Source organism: Anaeromyxobacter sp. PSR-1 (genome assembly GCF_000964525.1).
Classification (GTDB): Bacteria; Myxococcota; Myxococcia; order Myxococcales; family Anaeromyxobacteraceae; genus Anaeromyxobacter.
Genome location: NZ_BAZG01000094.1, coordinates 1 through 15,604, shown reverse-complemented (window position 1 = coordinate 15,604; position 15,604 = coordinate 1). Strand labels below are relative to the sequence as shown.

Below are 15,604 nucleotides of genomic sequence, written 5' to 3'. Positions count from 1 at the left end.
CGCTCGCCGGTGGAGGGATCGAAGCGCCACACCGAGCCGGACCACTGATCCGTGACGTAGGCCATGCCGCCGCACAGGGCGATGTTACCCGGCGCCGAGAAGTCCGGCCCGGCCACCGGCGCGTGCAGGGTGATCCCCGCGTCGCCCAGCTCCACCGGGAGCACGGCGCCGCTCCCGCCGCACGCCACCCAGAGCATCCGCCCGTCGGCGCTCGCGGCCAGGCCGCCCGGGTTCAGGCAGCCGCCGCCCAGGTCCACCGAGGAGAGCGCGTCGTCCGCGGCGGGGTCGATGACCGCCAGCTTCCCGTTGCCCGCCGGGTCGGTGTAGTAGCCCCACTCGCCCAGGCGCAGGTTGGCCAGCGTGACGAACACGCGCCCGCCCGCCACCACGGCGTGGGACGGGAAGGGGAGGCCCGGGGCGTCCGCGAGCGCCCGCAGGTCCACGCGCCGGACGATCCCGCCGGTCGCCGGGTCGATGACCGCGACCTCCTGGCCGCCCGAGGTCGGGTCGAGGCCGTACAGCGCCGCGTAGGCGCGCCCGTTCGCGAACGCCACCCAGCGCGGGTTCACCCCGGTCGTCCCGAGGACGACCTCGTCCACCACGCGCCGCGCGGCGGCGTCATACACCACCAGCGAGCCGGCGGCCGCGTTCGCGACCCACAGGCGGTCGCCGGCGACGGAGAGCGCCTCGAGGTCGCCGCCGCCCAGCACCGTCTCGACGCCCGCCGCGCCGAGGTCGAGCGGGAACGACACGAGCGAGTGCGAGAGGGAGGCCGCCGCCCAGAGCCGGCCGGCCGCCACGCCCAGCGCGATGGGGCCGTCGCCGGCCGCGCGGGGCAGGCCGCCGCGGAGCGCGGCGTTCGCCGGCCGCACGTCGTCGGTGGCGAAGCAGGCCACGTACACGTCCGGCCGGCACGCGCCCTCGCGGCAGCTCTCGCCGCGGTCGCAGCGCACGCCGCAGGCGCCGCAGTTCCACCGGTCCGACGACGGATCCGCGCACGCGCCGCCGCAGGACAGCTGCCCGGCGGGGCAGGCGCTGGCGCAGACGCCGCCGGCGCAGACCTGGCCCGTGCCGCAGGCGTTGCCGCAGGCGCCGCAGCTCGCGGGGTCGGACGACAGGTCCACGCAGCCGCCGCCGCACTCGACCGTGCCGGGCCCGCACTCGCACGCGCCCGCGTTGCACTCCTGGTACGCGCCGCAGGCGGTGCCGCACGCACCGCAGTTCGAGGAGTCGATCTCGACCGAGGTGCAGGCGCCGCCGCAGACCTGCTCGCCGGCGGCGCAGACGAGCTCGTGGTCGCTGCTGCAGGCCGCGAGCGCGAGCGCCGCCGCGGCGAGGGCCGCCCTGAGGGCGGGGAGGGGCATCCGGATCATGGGGTGGGGTCTCCTGGCGTCGATCCGGCGCGCAGGGTGACCATCACCATGCGGCCGGGAAGGGGGTTTCCGATGGGATCGGTCAGCGTCCGGTCGTCGAGCAGGTTGCGCGCCTCGAGCCCGAGCCGCAGCCCGGCGCGGCGGGCGAGGCGCACCGAGGCGCCCGCGTTCCAGAGCAGCGCCTCCGAGACGCGGTCCGCGTTGCGCGCGTCCCGCCACTGCGGGCCCACGTAGTGCGCCTCGAGGTGGGCCTCGGCCGGCCCGGGCGCGACGGCGGCGCGCGCGAACAGCCGGTGGCGGGGGCGGAACGGCAGGTCCCGGCCCACCTCGGCAGCCTCGCCGCGCAGCGTCTCGGTCCGCAGGTACGTGTACGCGGCGCCCAGCGACAGGCCGAGCAGGCGCGGCGCCGGCGCGGTGGCCGCCTCGAGCTCCAGCCCGGCGACCTGGGCGCGGCCGGTGTTGAAGGGCTTCATCCGCCCGAGGGCGGTGGCCTGGTAGACGATGAGGTCCTCGTAGCGCGTCACGTGGCCGCCCACGCTCGCCATGCCGCGCGCGCCCTCCGCGACCAGCGCCGCGTCGGCGGAGAGGCCGGTCTCGGGGCGGAGCGACGGGTTGGGCAGCGCGCCGCCCTGCTGCAGGTAGAGCTCGGCGAAGCCGGGGGCGCGGAAGGTGCGGCCGGCGCTCGCGCGCGCCGAGAGCGGCCCGAGCACCCGCACGCTGCCGCCGAGCTTCGCGGAGAGCCCGGCGAACGGGCCCACCCGCTCGGCGCGGACCGCCGGCGAGAGCCGCACCCGGCCGGCGGCGAGGCGCGCGTCCTCGGACAGCGTGGCGGAGAGCTGCGCGCGCGTCCGCGTGTCACCCAGGCCGTCCGCGCGGAGCGCCTCGCCGTCCGCGCCCAGCGCGGCCCGGAGCGCGCCGTGCGGGTGGAGGAGCACCGCCTCGGCCTCCGCGCCGGCGGCGCCGCCGCGCTGGTGCACCGGGTCGCCGCCGGACAGGCTCCCGATGCGCGTGTCGAGCAGGTCGGCGCGCCCGGTGAGGCGCGCCCCGAGCGTGAGGCCGGGCGCGGGACCGGGGCCGGACAGCCGGACCGACGCGAGCGCGCGGGCGTCGCGCTGCCAGTCGTCGGGCGTGTCGTTGCCGGGCCAGCCGGCCAGCTCGCGGCGGCCGCCGGAGAGCTGCAGGAGCGCGTCCAGGCGGCGCTCGCCGAGGCGGGCGGTGAGCTTCGCGATCCCGCCGGCGCGCGCGCTGCCGTTGTTCTCGCGCGTGAACGTCTGGTACGGGCTGCCGGGCAGCGAGCTCTGCGGGCGCTTGCGGTAGGTGAAGTCGCCGTCGCTCCGCTCCGCCCCCGCCGCGCCGAACAGGGTCCAGCGCTCCCCGCCCGCCGCCGCCTCGGCCGAGGCCGCGGCGGTGCCGAACTCCCCGCCGCTCGCCTCGGCCGACCAGCGCCCCGGCTCGCCGCCGCGCGTGACCACGTTCACGACCCCGCCCAGCGCGCCCGCGCCGTAGTGGGCGCCCTCGGCGCCGCGCAGCACCTCGATGCGCTCGATCCACTGCCGCGGGAGCGTGGACAGGTCCACGCCGCCCCCGAAGGCGGTGTTGAGCGGCAGGCCGTCGAGCAGCACGAGCACGCCGCTCGCGCTCGAGCCGCGGATGGAGACCGTGGAGAGCTGGCCGAGGCCGCCGTACGCGCTCACCGCCACGCCGGGCGCGGTGGCGACCAGCTCGGCCACCGCCTTGGCCTCGCCCGCGTAGCGGCCGGCCTCGACCACGGTGACCGCGCCGGTGGGGTCGCGCGTCGCCTCGGCACCGGGCACGCGGATGACGAGCTCGTCGAGCTCGACCGGCGCGGTGCCGGCGTCGGGCGCCCCGGCATCCGCCGGGGCCGGGGACGCGCCGTCGGCGCGCGCGGCGGCCACCGGGCCGGCGCCGGCGCAGACGGCCGCGGCGGAGAAGACGAGGGCGAGCGCGCGCGCGCGCCGCCCGAGGGGAGGCCTCGAGTCCAAGTCGCCGGGTCTCCTTCGGACCCGCGGACTTCACGTGCCGCGAACCATTCGCGGCGGACCCGGAGGGAGGTCTCCTGGCTTCCGGGGCCGCGGAGCAGCGTCGCTCCGCCAGGCACCCTCCACCTTCCCGCCGCGGGCATCCGCGGCAGTGGCGACGGCATCGAGGGTGCTTCACCCCGGCTACAGTGGCGGGACCGCGCCGGACTTGGACCGGCTTCCCTGTTCCTCCGAGCCGAAAAGCATCCCCGGAGTAGCGGAGGCGCACGGACCCGTCAAGCGTCGCGGGCGGGCGGCGCCGATTCCGGAGCGCGCGCGGGCGGATGGCGGACCGGCCGGCCGGTCGCGGGGCGCGGCCGGCCGGTCCCGGCCCGCTCAGCGCCGCGCGGAGGCGGTCCGCTGCGGGGCCGCCGGGGCAGCGGGCGCGGCGGCGCCGCCCACCGTGACGCTGGCGCGCACCTTCGCGAGCCAGGCGGGGCCGAGGCCCTTCACGGCGAGCACGTCCTCGACCCGGCGGAACGGCTGCCGGGTGCGGTGCGCGACGATGGCCTGCGCGCGCTGCTGCCCGACGCCGGGGAGCCGCATCAGCTCCACCACCGGCGCGCGGTTCAGGTCCACCTTCTCGCCCTGCGCGAGCGCCTTCTTCGCCGCGAGCGCCGGGGCGGCGGCGAGCAGCGCGGCCGCGACCGCGAGCGCCCTCCACCGCGGGCTCACTGGCGCACCCCCACCGTCTCGAAGCCCTCGCGCCGCGCCGGGGCGTTCCCGCCGCGCTCGGCCGGCGGCTTGGGCTCGCGCACCTGCAGCGTGGCGGTGCCGATGGGCAGCGCCTCGAGCTGCAGCGTGATGCTGCCGTCGCGGTTGACGTAGGCCGCGCCGATGCGCGGCCAGTAGCGCTTCTCGCCGTCCTTGCTCTCGGGGATCGCGTAGACCGCGAGCCGCCGGCTTCCGTTCGTGTCGCTCATGTGCCTCTCCGTGGGTTCGGACCGCCGCGCGAGGTGCGCGGCGGCGAGCCGGGGAGAGCAGCCGGCGTGCCCGCTCCAACCCCGCGGGAACACGGAGGGCAGGCCTTGAACGTGCGTTCAGCCGGCGGACCGCCGGCCGCGCCGCGGACCTGGGGGATGCGTCCTGCAGGGAGGGGCCCCGGCCGCAGGCCGGGGAGGGATGCAGTCCCCGTCGGATCAGTTCACGATCCCGCCCTGCGGGAACGCCGGCGCGTCGCCCAGCTCGATCGGGCCGAAGCGGGCCTCGTAGCGCGCCAGGTTCTCCTGGATGGCGAGGAGGAGCCGCTTCATGTGCTTGGGCGTGGTGATCGCCCGCGCGCGCACGGTCGCCTTGGGCGCCTGCGGCTGGACGTAGATGAGGTCGAGCGTGAACTCGGTCTCGGTGTGGTTCACCATGGCCATGTTGACGAAGGCGCCCTGCGCGGTGACCGGGTCGATCTCGATCTGCACCGGGATCGCGTGCGGCGGCGGGGTGGCGGGCTTGTCGGACATGCCCCAGGCTTAGCAGGAAACGCCCCGCCCCGCGCCGCCTTCACGAAGCGTCAATTCGCCCCGCATCCCGAGGGGGCCGCCCGCAGCGGAGGATTGAAAGGCGGCCCGGCCAGGGGTAACGCTCGTGGAGCGTGGTCCGGACCTCCAGCGCGCGTGGCGACGAGTTCGACCTCCCGGGCGGCCCCGACGCGGTCCTGCTGCTGCACGGGCTCACCGGCTCGACGTTCGAGGTCCTGCCCGTGGCGGAGCGGCTCCACGCCGCCGGCATGCGCTGCCTCGCCCCGCGGATGGCCGGCCACGCCGGCGGCCCGGAGGCGCTCGGCGACGTCTCGTACACGGAGTGGATCGCGCAGGCCCGGCGCGACCTGGAACGGCTCGCCGGCGCGCGCCGGACGTTCCTGGTGGGCTGCTCGATGGGCGCCCTGGTCGCCTGCGCCCTGGCCCACGATCACCCGGAGCGCGCGGACGGCCTGGTGCTCCTCGCGCCGGCGCTCGAGCTGCAGCTCCAGGGCCGGCTCGGCGCGCTGCTCGGGCGCCTCGGGCCGCTCCGGCGCGTGGTGATCCCGAAGGCGGCCGGCTCCGACGTGCGCGACCCGGAGATGCGCGCGGCGAACCCGGCCTTCCCCGGCGTGCCGCTCGGGGCGGTGGCCGAGCTGGCGAAGCTGGCGCGCCACGTGGACGCGCAGCTGCCCGGCATCGCCGCGCCGGCCCTGGTCATCGCGGGCGGGCACGACCACACCGTCACGCTCGGCGGCGCGCGCCGCCTGGCGCGGCGCATCGGCTCCGGCCCCGCCGCGCTGCGGGTGCTGCCGGAGAGCTGGCACCTGGTCGGCATCGACGTGGAGCGGGAGCGCTGCGCCGAGGCGGCCGCGCGCTTCCTGGAGGCGCTGCCGATCCCGGGCGGCCGCCGCCGGGAGGCCGGGCCCGCGCCGTCGCGGCGGCGGAAGGCGGGCGCGACGGCGTCGAAGGGGAAGGGCGGCGCCGGGCGCAGGCGCAGGAGGTGAACCGTGGCCAGCTACGTCCTCGCCATCGACCAGGGCACCACCGGCACCACCGTGCTGGTCCTCGACCGGCGGCTCTCGCCGCGCGCGCGGGTGAACCAGGAGTTCCGGCAGATCTTCCCGAAGCCGGGCTGGGTCGAGCACGACCTCGAGGACATCTGGGGCTCGACCGTGTCCACGGTGCAGCGCGCGCTCCGCGAGGCGGGCATCCGCGGTTCGGACGTGGCGGCGGTGGGCATCACCAACCAGCGGGAGACCACCGCGCTCTGGGATCGGCGCTCCTCGCGCCCGGTGGCGCACGCCATCGTCTGGCAGGACCGCCGCACCACCGACGCGTGCGCGCAGCTCCGCTCCGCCGGGCACGAGCCGCTGGTGCGCGACCGGACCGGCCTCGTGCTCGACCCGTACTTCTCCGGCACCAAGCTGCGGTGGCTGCTCGACAACACCAAGGGCGCGCGGCAGAAGGCCGAGAACGGCGAGCTGGCCTTCGGGACCATCGACAGCTTCCTGGTGTGGCGGCTCACCGGCGGCGCGGCGCACGTCACCGACGTCTCCAACGCGAGCCGCACGCTGCTCATGGACCTCCGGGCGCGGCGCTGGGATCGCGAGCTCCTGGACCTGTTCGGCGTCCCGCCGAACGTGCTGCCGGAGATCCGGCCGTCGTCGGAGGTCTACGGCACCACCCGCGGCGTGAAGGTGCTGCCGGACGGCATCCCGGTGGCGGGCATGGCCGGCGACCAGCAGGCGGCGCTGTTCGGCCAGGCCTGCTTCCGGCCGGGCGAGGCGAAGTGCACCTACGGCACCGGCGCGTTCCTGCTCCAGAACGTCGGGCCGGAGCCGGTGATGTCGTCGCGCGGGCTGCTCACCACGGTCGCGTGGACGGTGGGCGGCGAGACGGCGTACGCGCTGGAGGGCTCGTCGTTCATCGCCGGGGCCGCGGTCCAGTGGCTGCGCGACGGGCTGGGGCTCATCGCGCGCGCCCCCGACGTGGAGGCGCTCGCGAAGCAGGTGAAGTCCACCGGCGAGCTCGTGTTCGTGCCGGCGCTGGCCGGGCTGGGGGCGCCGCACTGGCGGCCGGAGGCGCGCGGCCTCATCGCGGGCATCGACCGGAGCACCACCGCGGCGCACCTGGCGCGCGCCACGCTGGAGGGGATCGCGTTCCTCATCCACGACCTCGCCGAGGCGATGCGCGCCGAGGCGGGCAAGCCGTTCCCGGTGTTCAAGGTGGACGGCGGCGCCTCGCAGAACGACCTGCTCATGCAGTTCCAGGCCGACCTGCTCGAGGTGCCGGTGGAGCGGCCGCGCATGATCGAGACCACCGCGCTCGGCGCCGCGTTCCTGGCCGGCCTGGCGGTGGGCTTCTGGAAGGACCGCGAGGAGATCCGCCGCGCCTGGCAGGTCGGCAAGCGCTTCGAGCCGAGGATGAAGCCGGTCGAGCGCGAGCAGCACGTCGCCAAGTGGCGGAAGGCGGTCCAGTCGGCGTAGCAGGTGGCCCGCTCATGGTTCGACGGGGCTCACCATGAGCGGCTCCGCACGTCCGCTCGCCCTGAGCTCGTCGAAGGGCGGGCGGAGGTCGGGAGCCCCGAACGCCCACCGGCTCAGCGCGCGCGGCGGACCTGCGCCAGCACCTCGACCTCGGCGAGCGGGCGGCGCAGCGCGACGAGCGCGCGGAGCCCGAAGCACACCTCTCCGAGGAGGCAGCCGAGGAAGGTGATCGCGACGAGCTGCGCCGGGACGGCCGTGCTGATGAACAGCGCCCCGGACACGAGGAAGGTGGTGTAGGCGCCGAGGTACCACTCCGGGCGCTCGACCCGCACGTCTCGCGGCCGGAGCTCGACGATGCCATCGGGGCGGAGGCGTCGGACGACGTGGTTCATCGCAGGTTCATCTTGCGAGAGCCCACGCGGCGGCGCAACCCGGCGACCCGTTCCCGTGGGGGCGGGTGTGGGCTACGCGAGCCGGTCGAGGGCGTCGGCGACGGTCGTGACGCCCACCAGCTCGATGCCGTCGGGCGCGTCCGCGTGGCGGAGGCTGGCGGCCGGGACGATGGCGCGCTGGAAGCCGAGGCGGGCCGCCTCCGCCAGGCGGATCCCGGGCTGCGACACCGCCCGCACCTCGCCCGCCAGGCCCACCTCGCCCAGCACCAGCGTCCGGGCCGGCAGGGCCCGCTCCCGGAAGCTCGAGGCGAGGGCGGCGACCACGGCGAGGTCGGCGGCCGGGTCGTCCACCGACAGCCCGCCGGCCACGTTGACGAACAGGTCGCAGGGCAGGATCTCCAGCCCGACCTTCTTCTCGAGCACCGCGGCGAGCAGCGCCACGCGGTTGCCGTCCACGCCGAGCGCGGTCCGCCGCGGCGTGCCGTAGCCGGTGGGCGCCACCAGCGCCTGCACCTCCACCAGCACCGTGCGCGTGCCGTTCAGCACCGCGGTCACCGCGCTCCCGGGCGCGTCCTCCGGACGCTCGGCCAGGAACAGCGCCGACGGGTTCGCCACCTCGGCCAGCCCGCCCGCCTTCATCTCGAAGACGCCGATCTCGCTGGCCGAGCCGAAGCGGTTCTTGTGGGCGCGGAGCACGCGGTAGGGGTGGGCGCCGCCGCCCTCGAAGTACAGGACCGTGTCCACCATGTGCTCGAGCACGCGCGGGCCGGCGATGCTGCCGTCCTTGGTGACGTGCCCGATCAGGAAGATGGGCGTCTCGGTGGTCTTGGCGAGCGCCATGAGCCGCGCGGTCACCTCGCGGATCTGCGTGACGGTGCCGGGCGCGCTCTGCAGCTCGGGCAGGTACTGCGTCTGGATCGAGTCCACCGCCACCGCGGCCGGGGCGAGCGCCTCGGCCGCCTGCAGCACCTTCAGCGCGTCGGTCTCGGCGAGCACCTGCAGGTTGCGGGCGGCGACGCCGAGCCGGTCGGCCCGGAGCTTCACCTGGCGCGCCGACTCCTCGCCGGAGACGTAGAGCACCGGGCGGTCCGGGTTGGCCAGCGCCACGCGGTCGAGCGCCGCGAGCACGAGGGTGGACTTGCCGATGCCGGGGTCGCCGCCGAGGAGCACGAGCGCGCCGGGCACCACGCCGCCGCCCAGCACCCGGTCCAGCTCGCCGATGCCGGTGCGCTGCCGCTGCTCCTCCCGCGCCTCCACCTCGCGGAGCGGCAGCGGCCTCGCCGCCGCGTGCGTGCCCCAGCCGCGCGGCGCGGCGCCGGCCTTCGGCTCCGGGGCGGCGAGCTCCTCCTGCAGCGTGTTCCACTGCTTGCAGGCGGGGCACTGCCCGAGCCACTTCGGGCTCTGCTGCCCGCACTCCGCGCAGGCGAACACGGTGCGGACCTTCGGCGCGGCGCGCGACATGGAGCAGGCGTTAGCACGCACGTCCGACACGTGGGCGCCCGCCGCGCCGTCTCTTGCCGATCCGGGCCGCGATGCACGATCCTCCGCGCCGCTCGACGCTCGGTAGCCCGCACGGGCTGCGGGCGGACTCCCACCTCAGCCGATGCCCTCGCACCCGTCCCGCCGCCTGCCCGCCGCGCTGCTCCTCGCCGCCCTCGCCGTGCTCCCCGCCGCCGCGCGCGCCGCCGACCTCGATCGCGACGGCCTCGACGACGCGCTCGAGGACGCGCTGCTGGCGCGCTTCGCGCCGGTGGTGGTGCTCGCGCCGGACGAGCGGGTGCGCCCCGCGAGCGCTCCCTGGCTGCTCGCGCGCGCGGCGCTCGAGACGGCGCCCGGTCCCCCGCCCCGCGTGCTCCAGGCCTCGGCGCTGGGCGCGCTCGCGGCGCTGCTCATCCCGGGGACCGAGGAGCCGGGCGCGCGCCTGCGGCTCGACGCCGCCGCGCAGGCCGGCAGCCCGGATCCGGCCGACTGGACCGCGTACGGCCACGCGTACCGCGCCGCCGACGGCGGGATCCTCCTCCAGTACTGGTTCCTGTACCCGTTCAACGAGGCGTTCTGGGCGTTCGACCACGACGGCGACTGGGAGCACATGACGGTGCGCCTCGACGCGGCGGGCCGGCCGCTCGGCGCCTGGCTGGCGCGCCACGCCGACGCGCAGCCCGGCCCGTGGTTCGGCTGGAGCGCGCTGCGCCGCGAGGGCGAGCACCCGGTGGTCCTCTCCGCGCGCGGGACGCACGCGAGCTACGCGTCGCCCGACGACGCGCCGCGCTGGGAGCGGCTCTGCCCGGAGGCGGAGCCGGCGCGCGCCGCTGCGGCGGGCTGCCCCCTCTGGCGGCCGGGCGCGCCCGGCTTCGGCGGCGTCGTGAACATGGGCGAGCGCGGCGCGGCCCGCGTCGCGTTCCTCGCCTGGCCCGGGCGGTGGGGCGCGACGGGCGCCTTCGGCCGCGACAGCCGCGGCGCGCCGCCGCCCGGCCCGGCGTTCCAGCGGGGCTGGTGCAGCGAAGGCGCGCCCGGCGCGTGCCCCTGAGCGCCGGGCGCGCCCCCTATATCGCTGCGGAGCCGCGCCGGATCACCGCCAGGATGAGCGTGATGACGGCGAGGATGAGCAGCAGGTGCACCCACCAGCCCACGGTGGCGCCCGACACCAGGCCCACCGCCCACAGCACGAGCAGGATGACTGTGATCGTCCAGAGCATGCGCCCCCCTCCCTTGCATCGAAAGGTACGCACGCGGCGCAGGGTGGAGCCGTGCCTGCGGCAGGCGCATGCGCGCCGGGCAGGGCGCCGTCCGCCGGGGCCGCCGGCCGCCCGGGCCGGGGGTCGTCAACCGATGATGGGCCGCCGGGTTGACGAGCGGATCCCCGCCTGTCTATCGTGCGGGCCCCATGTGCGAGACCGCTTCCAGGACGCTGCCGCCCGGCATCGAGCCGATCTCCGGCGACGAGGCCCGCCGCCTCATCCACCACACCTCCGGCCCCGAGCTCGAGGCGCTGCTCGATCGCGCCGAGGCCGTGCGGCGCGCGGTGCACGGCGACGAGGTCGCGCTGTGCGGCATCACCAACGCGAAGAGCGGCCGCTGCCCCGAGGACTGCGGCTTCTGCTCGCAGTCGGCGCGCTTCGAGGGCGCCGACGCGCCGGTGTACCCGATGATCGGGGCCGGCGAGATCGTGGAGCAGGCGCGCAAGGCGGAGCGGGCCGGCGCGCGCGAGTTCTCGATCGTGGCGAGCGGGACGCGCCTCTCGAGGGAGCAGGAGCTCGCGACCGTGGAGGACGCGCTGCGGCGGCTGCGGGCCGAGACCGCGGTCGAGCCCTGCGCCTCGCTCGGCCTCATGCGCGAGCCGGAGCTGCGGCGGCTGAAGGACGCCGGGCTCATGCACTACCACCACAACCTCGAGACCGCGCGCAGCCACTTCGAGAACGTCTGCACCACGCACACCTTCGACGAGCAGCTCGAGACCATCCGCGCCGCGAAGGGGCTCGGGCTGAAGCTCTGCTCCGGCGGCATCCTGGGCATGGGCGAGACGCCGGAGCAGCGCGTGGAGTTCGCCGAGGAGGTCCGCGATCTCGGCGTGGACTGCGTGCCGGTGAACTTCCTCAACCCGCGCGCCGGCACGCCCATGGAGCACCTGAAGGCCATCACGGCGGAGGAGTGCCTGGCGGCGCTGGCGGTGTTCCGCCTGATGATGCCGGGCGCGCACATCTTCGTGATGGGCGGGCGCGAGGTGAACCTCGGCGACCGCCAGCACCTCATCTTCCGCGCCGGCGCGAACGGGACCATGGTGGGCAACTACCTCACCAGCGCCGGGCGCGCGCCGGATCTCACCGTGGGGATGGTGGAGCGGCAGGGCCTCACGCTGCGGCCGCCCGACACCGGCAAGGCCTGGGCGTTCGACGGCCACGCGCCGTCCGACGCCGACTGGAACCGCCGCGCCGCGGAGCCGCGCCCGCGGGCGCTGCCGGTGGTCCGCTGAGCGATGGCGCGCGGCGCGCTCGACTGGATCGGCGCCGAGCTGGAGGCCCTCGACGCGAAGGGCCTGCGCCGGTCGCTCGAGCCCATCGGCCCGGCGCAGGGGCCGGTGGTGACGGTGGGCGGCCGCGCGCTCGTGAACCTCTGCTCCAACGACTACCTCGGGCTGGCCGCGGATCCCCGGGTCCGCGCGGCGGCCGCCGACGCGGCGGCGCGCTTCGGCGCGGGCAGCGGCGCGGCCCGGCTGGTCGCGGGGGACCTGCCGCCGCACGGCGCGCTGGAGGCGCGGCTCGCCGCGTGGAAGGGCCGCGAGGCCGCGCTGCTCTTCGGCTCGGGCTACCACGCGAACGCCGGCGTCCCCGGCGCGCTGGTGGGGCGCGACGACGCGGTGTTCTCCGACGTCCTCAACCACGCCTCCATCGTGGACGGGTGCCTGCTCTCCCGCGCCGAGCTGGTCCGCTACCGGCACTGCGACGTGGACGAGCTGGCCGGGCTGCTGGCCCGGACGCGCGCCCGCCGGAAGCTGGTGGTGACCGACGCGATCTTCTCCATGGACGGGGACGCCGCGCCGCTCCGCGAGCTGGCCGAGCTGTGCGACCGGCACGGGGCCATGCTCTACGTGGACGAGGCGCACGCGGCCGGCGTGCTCGGGCCGGGCGGCGCGGGCCTGGCCGAGGCGCTCGGCGTCCAGGACCGGGTGGACGTGCACATGGGCACGCTCGGCAAGGCGCTCGGCGCGTTCGGCGCCTACGTGGCCGGCGAGCGGCGCCTGGTCGAGCTGCTCCTCTCGCGCGCCCGGCCGTTCGTGTTCAGCACCGCGCTCCCGCCGCCCGCCTGCGCCGCCGCGCTGGCCGCGCTGGAGGTGGTGGCGACCGAGCCGTCGCGGCGGACCCGGCTGTTCGCGCTGTGCGCGCGGATGCAGGCGGGGCTGGCGCGGCTCGGCTTCGACGTGGCGCGGGTCGCGTCGCCGATCTTCCCGGTGGTGCTGGGGAGCGAGGCGCGCGCGCTGGCGGCCGCGGCGGCGCTGCGCGAGCGCGGGTGGTTCGTGCGAGCCATCCGCCCGCCCACCGTGCCGCGCGGCACGAGCCGCCTGCGCGTGGCGCTCTCCGCCGCGCACGACGAGGCGCAGGTGGACGGGTTCCTGGCGGCGCTGGCGGAGGTGCTGCCGGGGCTGCCCCCGCCGGAGGCGGGGCGGCCGGGCTAGCCGACGCTCGCCGCCATTCCACCTCGCGGTTCGACGGGCTCATGGTTCGACGAGCTCACCATGAGCGGCCCAGGTCCTCGAACCCGAGCGCCACGCTCGATCGTGCGACCTGCGGTCGGTCTCAGCGCGCGTGGCCGAGCATGTACCACTGCTCGTACATGCTGCTCCGGCCGGGCTTGCCGCTCGAGCACGAGGTGAACGTGCCCTTGGCCGCGAACGACGCGTAGGCGCCGGTGCCGTCGAGCACCGTCCAGCGCCCCACCACCGGCAGGGCCGCGCCCTTGCGCGCGGTCGTCAGCCGCATCCGCAGCGTGCCGCGCCCGCCCTCCAGCACCCGCTCCACCACGCCGCCGCCCGCGGGGAACCCGCCCATGTCGCGCGCCACGCCCTCGTCCAGCGTGGCGCCCGAGGCGCTGCGCAGCCGGAACGTGCCGGTGTACTGCCAGTCCGGGAACACCACGTCGATCTCGATCCGCTCCGAGCCGGGCGGCGGGAGCTCGGCGGCGGGCGGCGGCTCGCGGCGGCGCTCCGGCGCGTCGGCCCGCGCGCGGACGGGGAGGGTGGCGGCGAGCGCGGCGAGCGCGAGGGCGGCGAGCGCGTGCGGTCGGCGAACGGTCATCGCGGGCTCCCCGGCGCGGCGGGCGGCGGCGGGACGCGGCCGTGCGCGGTCTCGCACGCGGCGAAGCGGCGCTCCGCCTCGGCGCGCGCCTCGCCCAGCACCTGGACCCGGTGCGCCACCGGCAGGCAGGCGGAGGTGGCGCCGCGCAGGGCGGCGCGGAGGCGGGACCAGTCCACGGTGGAGACGCGGGCGGTCCCGTCGGCCGAGACGGTGGCGAGCTCGGTGCCGTCGGGGCTGAAGGCGGCGTTGCCCACCGCGCCCTCGTGGGCGCGGAGCACCAGCGGGTCCCCGCTCCCGTCGCGCGGGTACACGCGCACGGTGCCGTCGCTCGAGGCGAGCGCCCAGCGGCGCCCGTCGCGGCTCACCGCCACGGAGAACAGCCCCTCGGGCAGCGCCGGGAAGGGCGCCCGCTCCTCGCCGTCCGGGCCGAACAGGCGCAGCGTCCCGCCCTGCTCCGGGACCACCAGGGTGCCGTCGGGCGCCACCGCAGCGCGGAACACCGGCCGCCCGGCCCGGACCACCCGCGGCGGCGAGCCGTCGAGCGGCCACACGTGGACGGAGGCCTCGTCCTGCGACGACGAGACCACCGCCTTGCCGTCCGGCGTCCAGGTCACCGCCGTGAGCACCGCGCCGTGCCCGCGGAACACGAGCGGCGTCCCGGTGCCGTCGGCGCGCCACACGCGCACCGTCTTGTCCAGCGAGCCGCTTGCGATGAGCGTGCCGTCCGGGCTGAACGCGGCGGACAGCACCGGACCCTCGTGCCCGCGCAGCTCGCGGACGAGCGCGCCGGTCCGGGCGTCCCACACGCGCACGGTGCGATCCTCGGACGAGGTCACGAAGGTGCGCTCGGTGGGATCGAGATCGGCGGAGTGGATCACGTTGCCCGGGTCGCGCACCGTGAGCGCCGCGCCGCCGTGCACCGGCCAGAGCCGGGCGGTGCCGTCGTGGCTGGCCGTCAGCACGCGCGTGCCGTCGCGCGTCCACTCCACCGTGTCCACCAGCGCCTCGTGCCCCACCAGCTGCCCGCGCTGGCGCGGGTCGTCGGTGCGCCACACCCGGATGACGTCGTCGGTGCCGCGCGTGAACAGGCGGCTGCCGTCCGGGGTGGGCACGCCGTCCACGACGGTGTGGCCGCGCAGCACCACCGGCGAGCCCTCGCCGTCGGCCGGCCAGATCCGCACCGTGCCGTCGGTCCCGCCGGTGATGACGCGCCGCCCGTCGGGCGCGAACGCGGCGTACGCGACGGCGCCGCGGTGGCCGCGCAGCCGGATCTCCGGCCCGGCGACGCCGAGCCGCCACACGCGCGCCGCCCCGTCCTGCGAGCCGGCCACGACCCGCGTGCCGGCGCGGTCGAACGCGACCGAGGACACCGCCATGCCGGGCGCGCCCAGCGACTGGCGGACGCGGCCGTCGAGCCCGAGCAGGCGCACCACGCCGTCCTCCGAGCCGACCGCGATGACGCGACCGTCCGGCGACCAGGCCACCGACCACACCACCCCGCCCGGCAGCGGCGCCGACGCGAGCACCGCGCCGGTGGGCGACGCGATCACGCGCACGAAGCCGTCCGCGGTGCCGGTGGCGACCCGGGTGCCGTCCGGGGAGAACGCGAGCGCGAGCACGGCGCCGTCGTGCACCACGGGCCGCGGCGGCGCGTCGCCGGCGAGGTCGGCCAGCCAGAGCCGCCCGTCCGGCGCGCCGGCCGCCGCGATCCGGCCCGCCGGGTCGAGCGCCAGCCGGAGCAGCGGCACGTCGCCGGCGGGCAGGCTGCGCGGCGGGGCGCCGCCGTCGAGCGTGAACACCCGCAGCGTCCCCGCGTGATCGGCGGTGACGAGCCGCCGCCCGTCGCGCGTGAAGGCGAGCCCGTCGGTGCGCGCCGGGCCGTCCGCGGCGAGCACGCGCGGCGCCCCGGTCCCGTCGGCGCGCCAGAGCTTCGCGCCGCCACCCTCGCCCCCGGCCGCGACCCAGGCGCCGTCCGGGCTGACCGCGACGCCCTCGCCCTTCGGCACGCCGTCGAGCACGGTCTCCGGGATGGGCTCCGCGAGCAGGCGCTGCGCGATCGCGACCGCGCGCG

At 77.3% G+C, this 15,604-nt stretch carries 15 protein-coding genes and 1 riboswitch; of the genes, 5 read left to right on the top strand and 10 right to left on the bottom strand.

Annotation, left to right across the window (positions count from 1 at the left end; translation table 11 throughout):
* The 5 genes from PSR1_RS14250 to PSR1_RS14230 form a co-directional block, all read right to left on the bottom strand.
* The coding region (locus PSR1_RS14250) for an MXAN_6577-like cysteine-rich protein (protein ID WP_059438182.1) at positions 1 to 1,373 on the bottom strand (1,373 nt) is incomplete at its 3' end.
* Positions 1,370 to 3,376 carry a TonB-dependent siderophore receptor gene (locus tag PSR1_RS14245; RefSeq protein WP_059438181.1) on the bottom strand — a complete coding sequence of 669 codons (2,007 nt, stop codon included), beginning with the start codon at positions 3,374 to 3,376 and terminating at the stop codon, positions 1,370 to 1,372. The genes PSR1_RS14250 and PSR1_RS14245, both read right to left, overlap by 4 nt.
* Before the next feature lie 64 nt (positions 3,377 to 3,440).
* Positions 3,441 to 3,622, bottom strand: a riboswitch (cobalamin riboswitch).
* A 126-nt stretch (positions 3,623 to 3,748) separates the two neighbouring features.
* Complete coding sequence (locus PSR1_RS14240; protein WP_059438180.1) at positions 3,749 to 4,087, bottom strand: helix-hairpin-helix domain-containing protein; 339 nt, start codon at positions 4,085 to 4,087, stop codon at positions 3,749 to 3,751.
* Positions 4,084 to 4,335: a hypothetical protein gene (locus PSR1_RS14235; protein WP_059438179.1), complete on the bottom strand. Its 252-nt coding sequence runs from the start codon at positions 4,333 to 4,335 to the stop codon at positions 4,084 to 4,086. Before PSR1_RS14235 ends, PSR1_RS14240 begins: the two co-directional genes overlap by 4 nt.
* A gap of 216 nt (positions 4,336 to 4,551) precedes the next feature.
* Complete coding sequence (locus PSR1_RS14230) at positions 4,552 to 4,866, bottom strand: DUF3467 domain-containing protein (protein ID WP_059438178.1); 315 nt, start codon at positions 4,864 to 4,866, stop codon at positions 4,552 to 4,554.
* 131 nt (positions 4,867 to 4,997) lie between these two features.
* Between PSR1_RS14230 and PSR1_RS14225 the strand changes: the two genes are divergently transcribed.
* Together PSR1_RS14225 and glpK are read left to right on the top strand one after the other, a co-directional pair.
* Positions 4,998 to 5,870 (top strand): carboxylesterase, encoded by an 873-nt coding sequence (locus PSR1_RS14225; protein ID WP_059438177.1) that lies wholly within the window; start codon positions 4,998 to 5,000, stop codon positions 5,868 to 5,870.
* 3 nt (positions 5,871 to 5,873) lie between these two features.
* Positions 5,874 to 7,352: a glycerol kinase GlpK gene (glpK, locus tag PSR1_RS14220; protein WP_059438176.1), complete on the top strand. Its 1,479-nt coding sequence runs from the start codon at positions 5,874 to 5,876 to the stop codon at positions 7,350 to 7,352.
* A 113-nt stretch (positions 7,353 to 7,465) separates the two neighbouring features.
* On the opposite strand, the gene PSR1_RS14215 is transcribed toward glpK, so the two are convergent.
* Both PSR1_RS14215 and radA read right to left on the bottom strand, forming a co-directional pair.
* On the bottom strand, positions 7,466 to 7,744 hold the full coding sequence (locus tag PSR1_RS14215; protein ID WP_059438175.1) for a hypothetical protein: 279 nt from the start codon (positions 7,742 to 7,744) through the stop codon (positions 7,466 to 7,468).
* Between the two features lie 72 nt (positions 7,745 to 7,816).
* Positions 7,817 to 9,205 carry a DNA repair protein RadA gene (gene radA, locus PSR1_RS14210; RefSeq protein WP_059438174.1) on the bottom strand — a complete coding sequence of 463 codons (1,389 nt, stop codon included), beginning with the start codon at positions 9,203 to 9,205 and terminating at the stop codon, positions 7,817 to 7,819.
* 142 nt (positions 9,206 to 9,347) lie between these two features.
* Here radA and PSR1_RS14205 point away from each other — a divergent pair, with 142 nt between their 5' ends.
* A complete protein-coding gene (locus PSR1_RS14205; RefSeq protein ID WP_059438173.1) occupies positions 9,348 to 10,271 on the top strand; it encodes a hypothetical protein in 924 nt (307 codons plus the stop codon).
* 16 nt (positions 10,272 to 10,287) lie between these two features.
* On the opposite strand, the gene PSR1_RS23820 is transcribed toward PSR1_RS14205, so the two are convergent.
* The gene (locus PSR1_RS23820) at positions 10,288 to 10,440 is read right to left on the bottom strand and encodes a lmo0937 family membrane protein (protein ID WP_152643356.1); all 153 of its coding nucleotides are present in this window, start codon (positions 10,438 to 10,440) and stop codon (positions 10,288 to 10,290) included.
* A gap of 188 nt (positions 10,441 to 10,628) precedes the next feature.
* On the opposite strand from PSR1_RS23820, the gene bioB reads away from it, so the two are divergent.
* Positions 10,629 to 11,714 carry a biotin synthase BioB gene (gene bioB / locus PSR1_RS14200; RefSeq protein WP_059438172.1) on the top strand — a complete coding sequence of 362 codons (1,086 nt, stop codon included), beginning with the start codon at positions 10,629 to 10,631 and terminating at the stop codon, positions 11,712 to 11,714.
* Between the two features lie 3 nt (positions 11,715 to 11,717).
* Positions 11,718 to 12,914: an 8-amino-7-oxononanoate synthase gene (gene bioF, locus PSR1_RS14195; RefSeq protein WP_059438171.1), complete on the top strand. Its 1,197-nt coding sequence runs from the start codon at positions 11,718 to 11,720 to the stop codon at positions 12,912 to 12,914.
* A 121-nt stretch (positions 12,915 to 13,035) separates the two neighbouring features.
* On the opposite strand, the gene PSR1_RS14190 is transcribed toward bioF, so the two are convergent.
* Complete coding sequence (locus PSR1_RS14190) at positions 13,036 to 13,533, bottom strand: hypothetical protein (protein ID WP_059438183.1); 498 nt, start codon at positions 13,531 to 13,533, stop codon at positions 13,036 to 13,038.
* Positions 13,530 to 15,604, bottom strand: a 2,075-nt coding sequence (locus PSR1_RS14185) for a WD40 repeat domain-containing protein (protein ID WP_370539101.1), incomplete at its 5' end; no start/stop codon positions are given. The genes PSR1_RS14190 and PSR1_RS14185, both read right to left, overlap by 4 nt.

Coding starts and splice junctions, on each gene's coding strand:
- PSR1_RS14235 (WP_059438179.1), bottom strand. CDS start 4,335: ATGAGCGACACGAACGGAAGCCGGCGGCTCGCGGTCTACGCGATCCCC.
- PSR1_RS14230 (WP_059438178.1), bottom strand. CDS start 4,866: ATGTCCGACAAGCCCGCCACCCCGCCGCCGCACGCGATCCCGGTGCAG.
- PSR1_RS14215 (WP_059438175.1), bottom strand. CDS start 7,744: ATGAACCACGTCGTCCGACGCCTCCGCCCCGATGGCATCGTCGAGCTC.
- radA (WP_059438174.1), bottom strand. CDS start 9,205: ATGTCGCGCGCCGCGCCGAAGGTCCGCACCGTGTTCGCCTGCGCGGAG.
- PSR1_RS14205 (WP_059438173.1), top strand. CDS start 9,348: ATGCCCTCGCACCCGTCCCGCCGCCTGCCCGCCGCGCTGCTCCTCGCC.
- PSR1_RS23820 (WP_152643356.1), bottom strand. CDS start 10,440: ATGCTCTGGACGATCACAGTCATCCTGCTCGTGCTGTGGGCGGTGGGC.
- bioB (WP_059438172.1), top strand. CDS start 10,629: ATGTGCGAGACCGCTTCCAGGACGCTGCCGCCCGGCATCGAGCCGATC.
- bioF (WP_059438171.1), top strand. CDS start 11,718: ATGGCGCGCGGCGCGCTCGACTGGATCGGCGCCGAGCTGGAGGCCCTC.
- PSR1_RS14190 (WP_059438183.1), bottom strand. CDS start 13,533: ATGACCGTTCGCCGACCGCACGCGCTCGCCGCCCTCGCGCTCGCCGCG.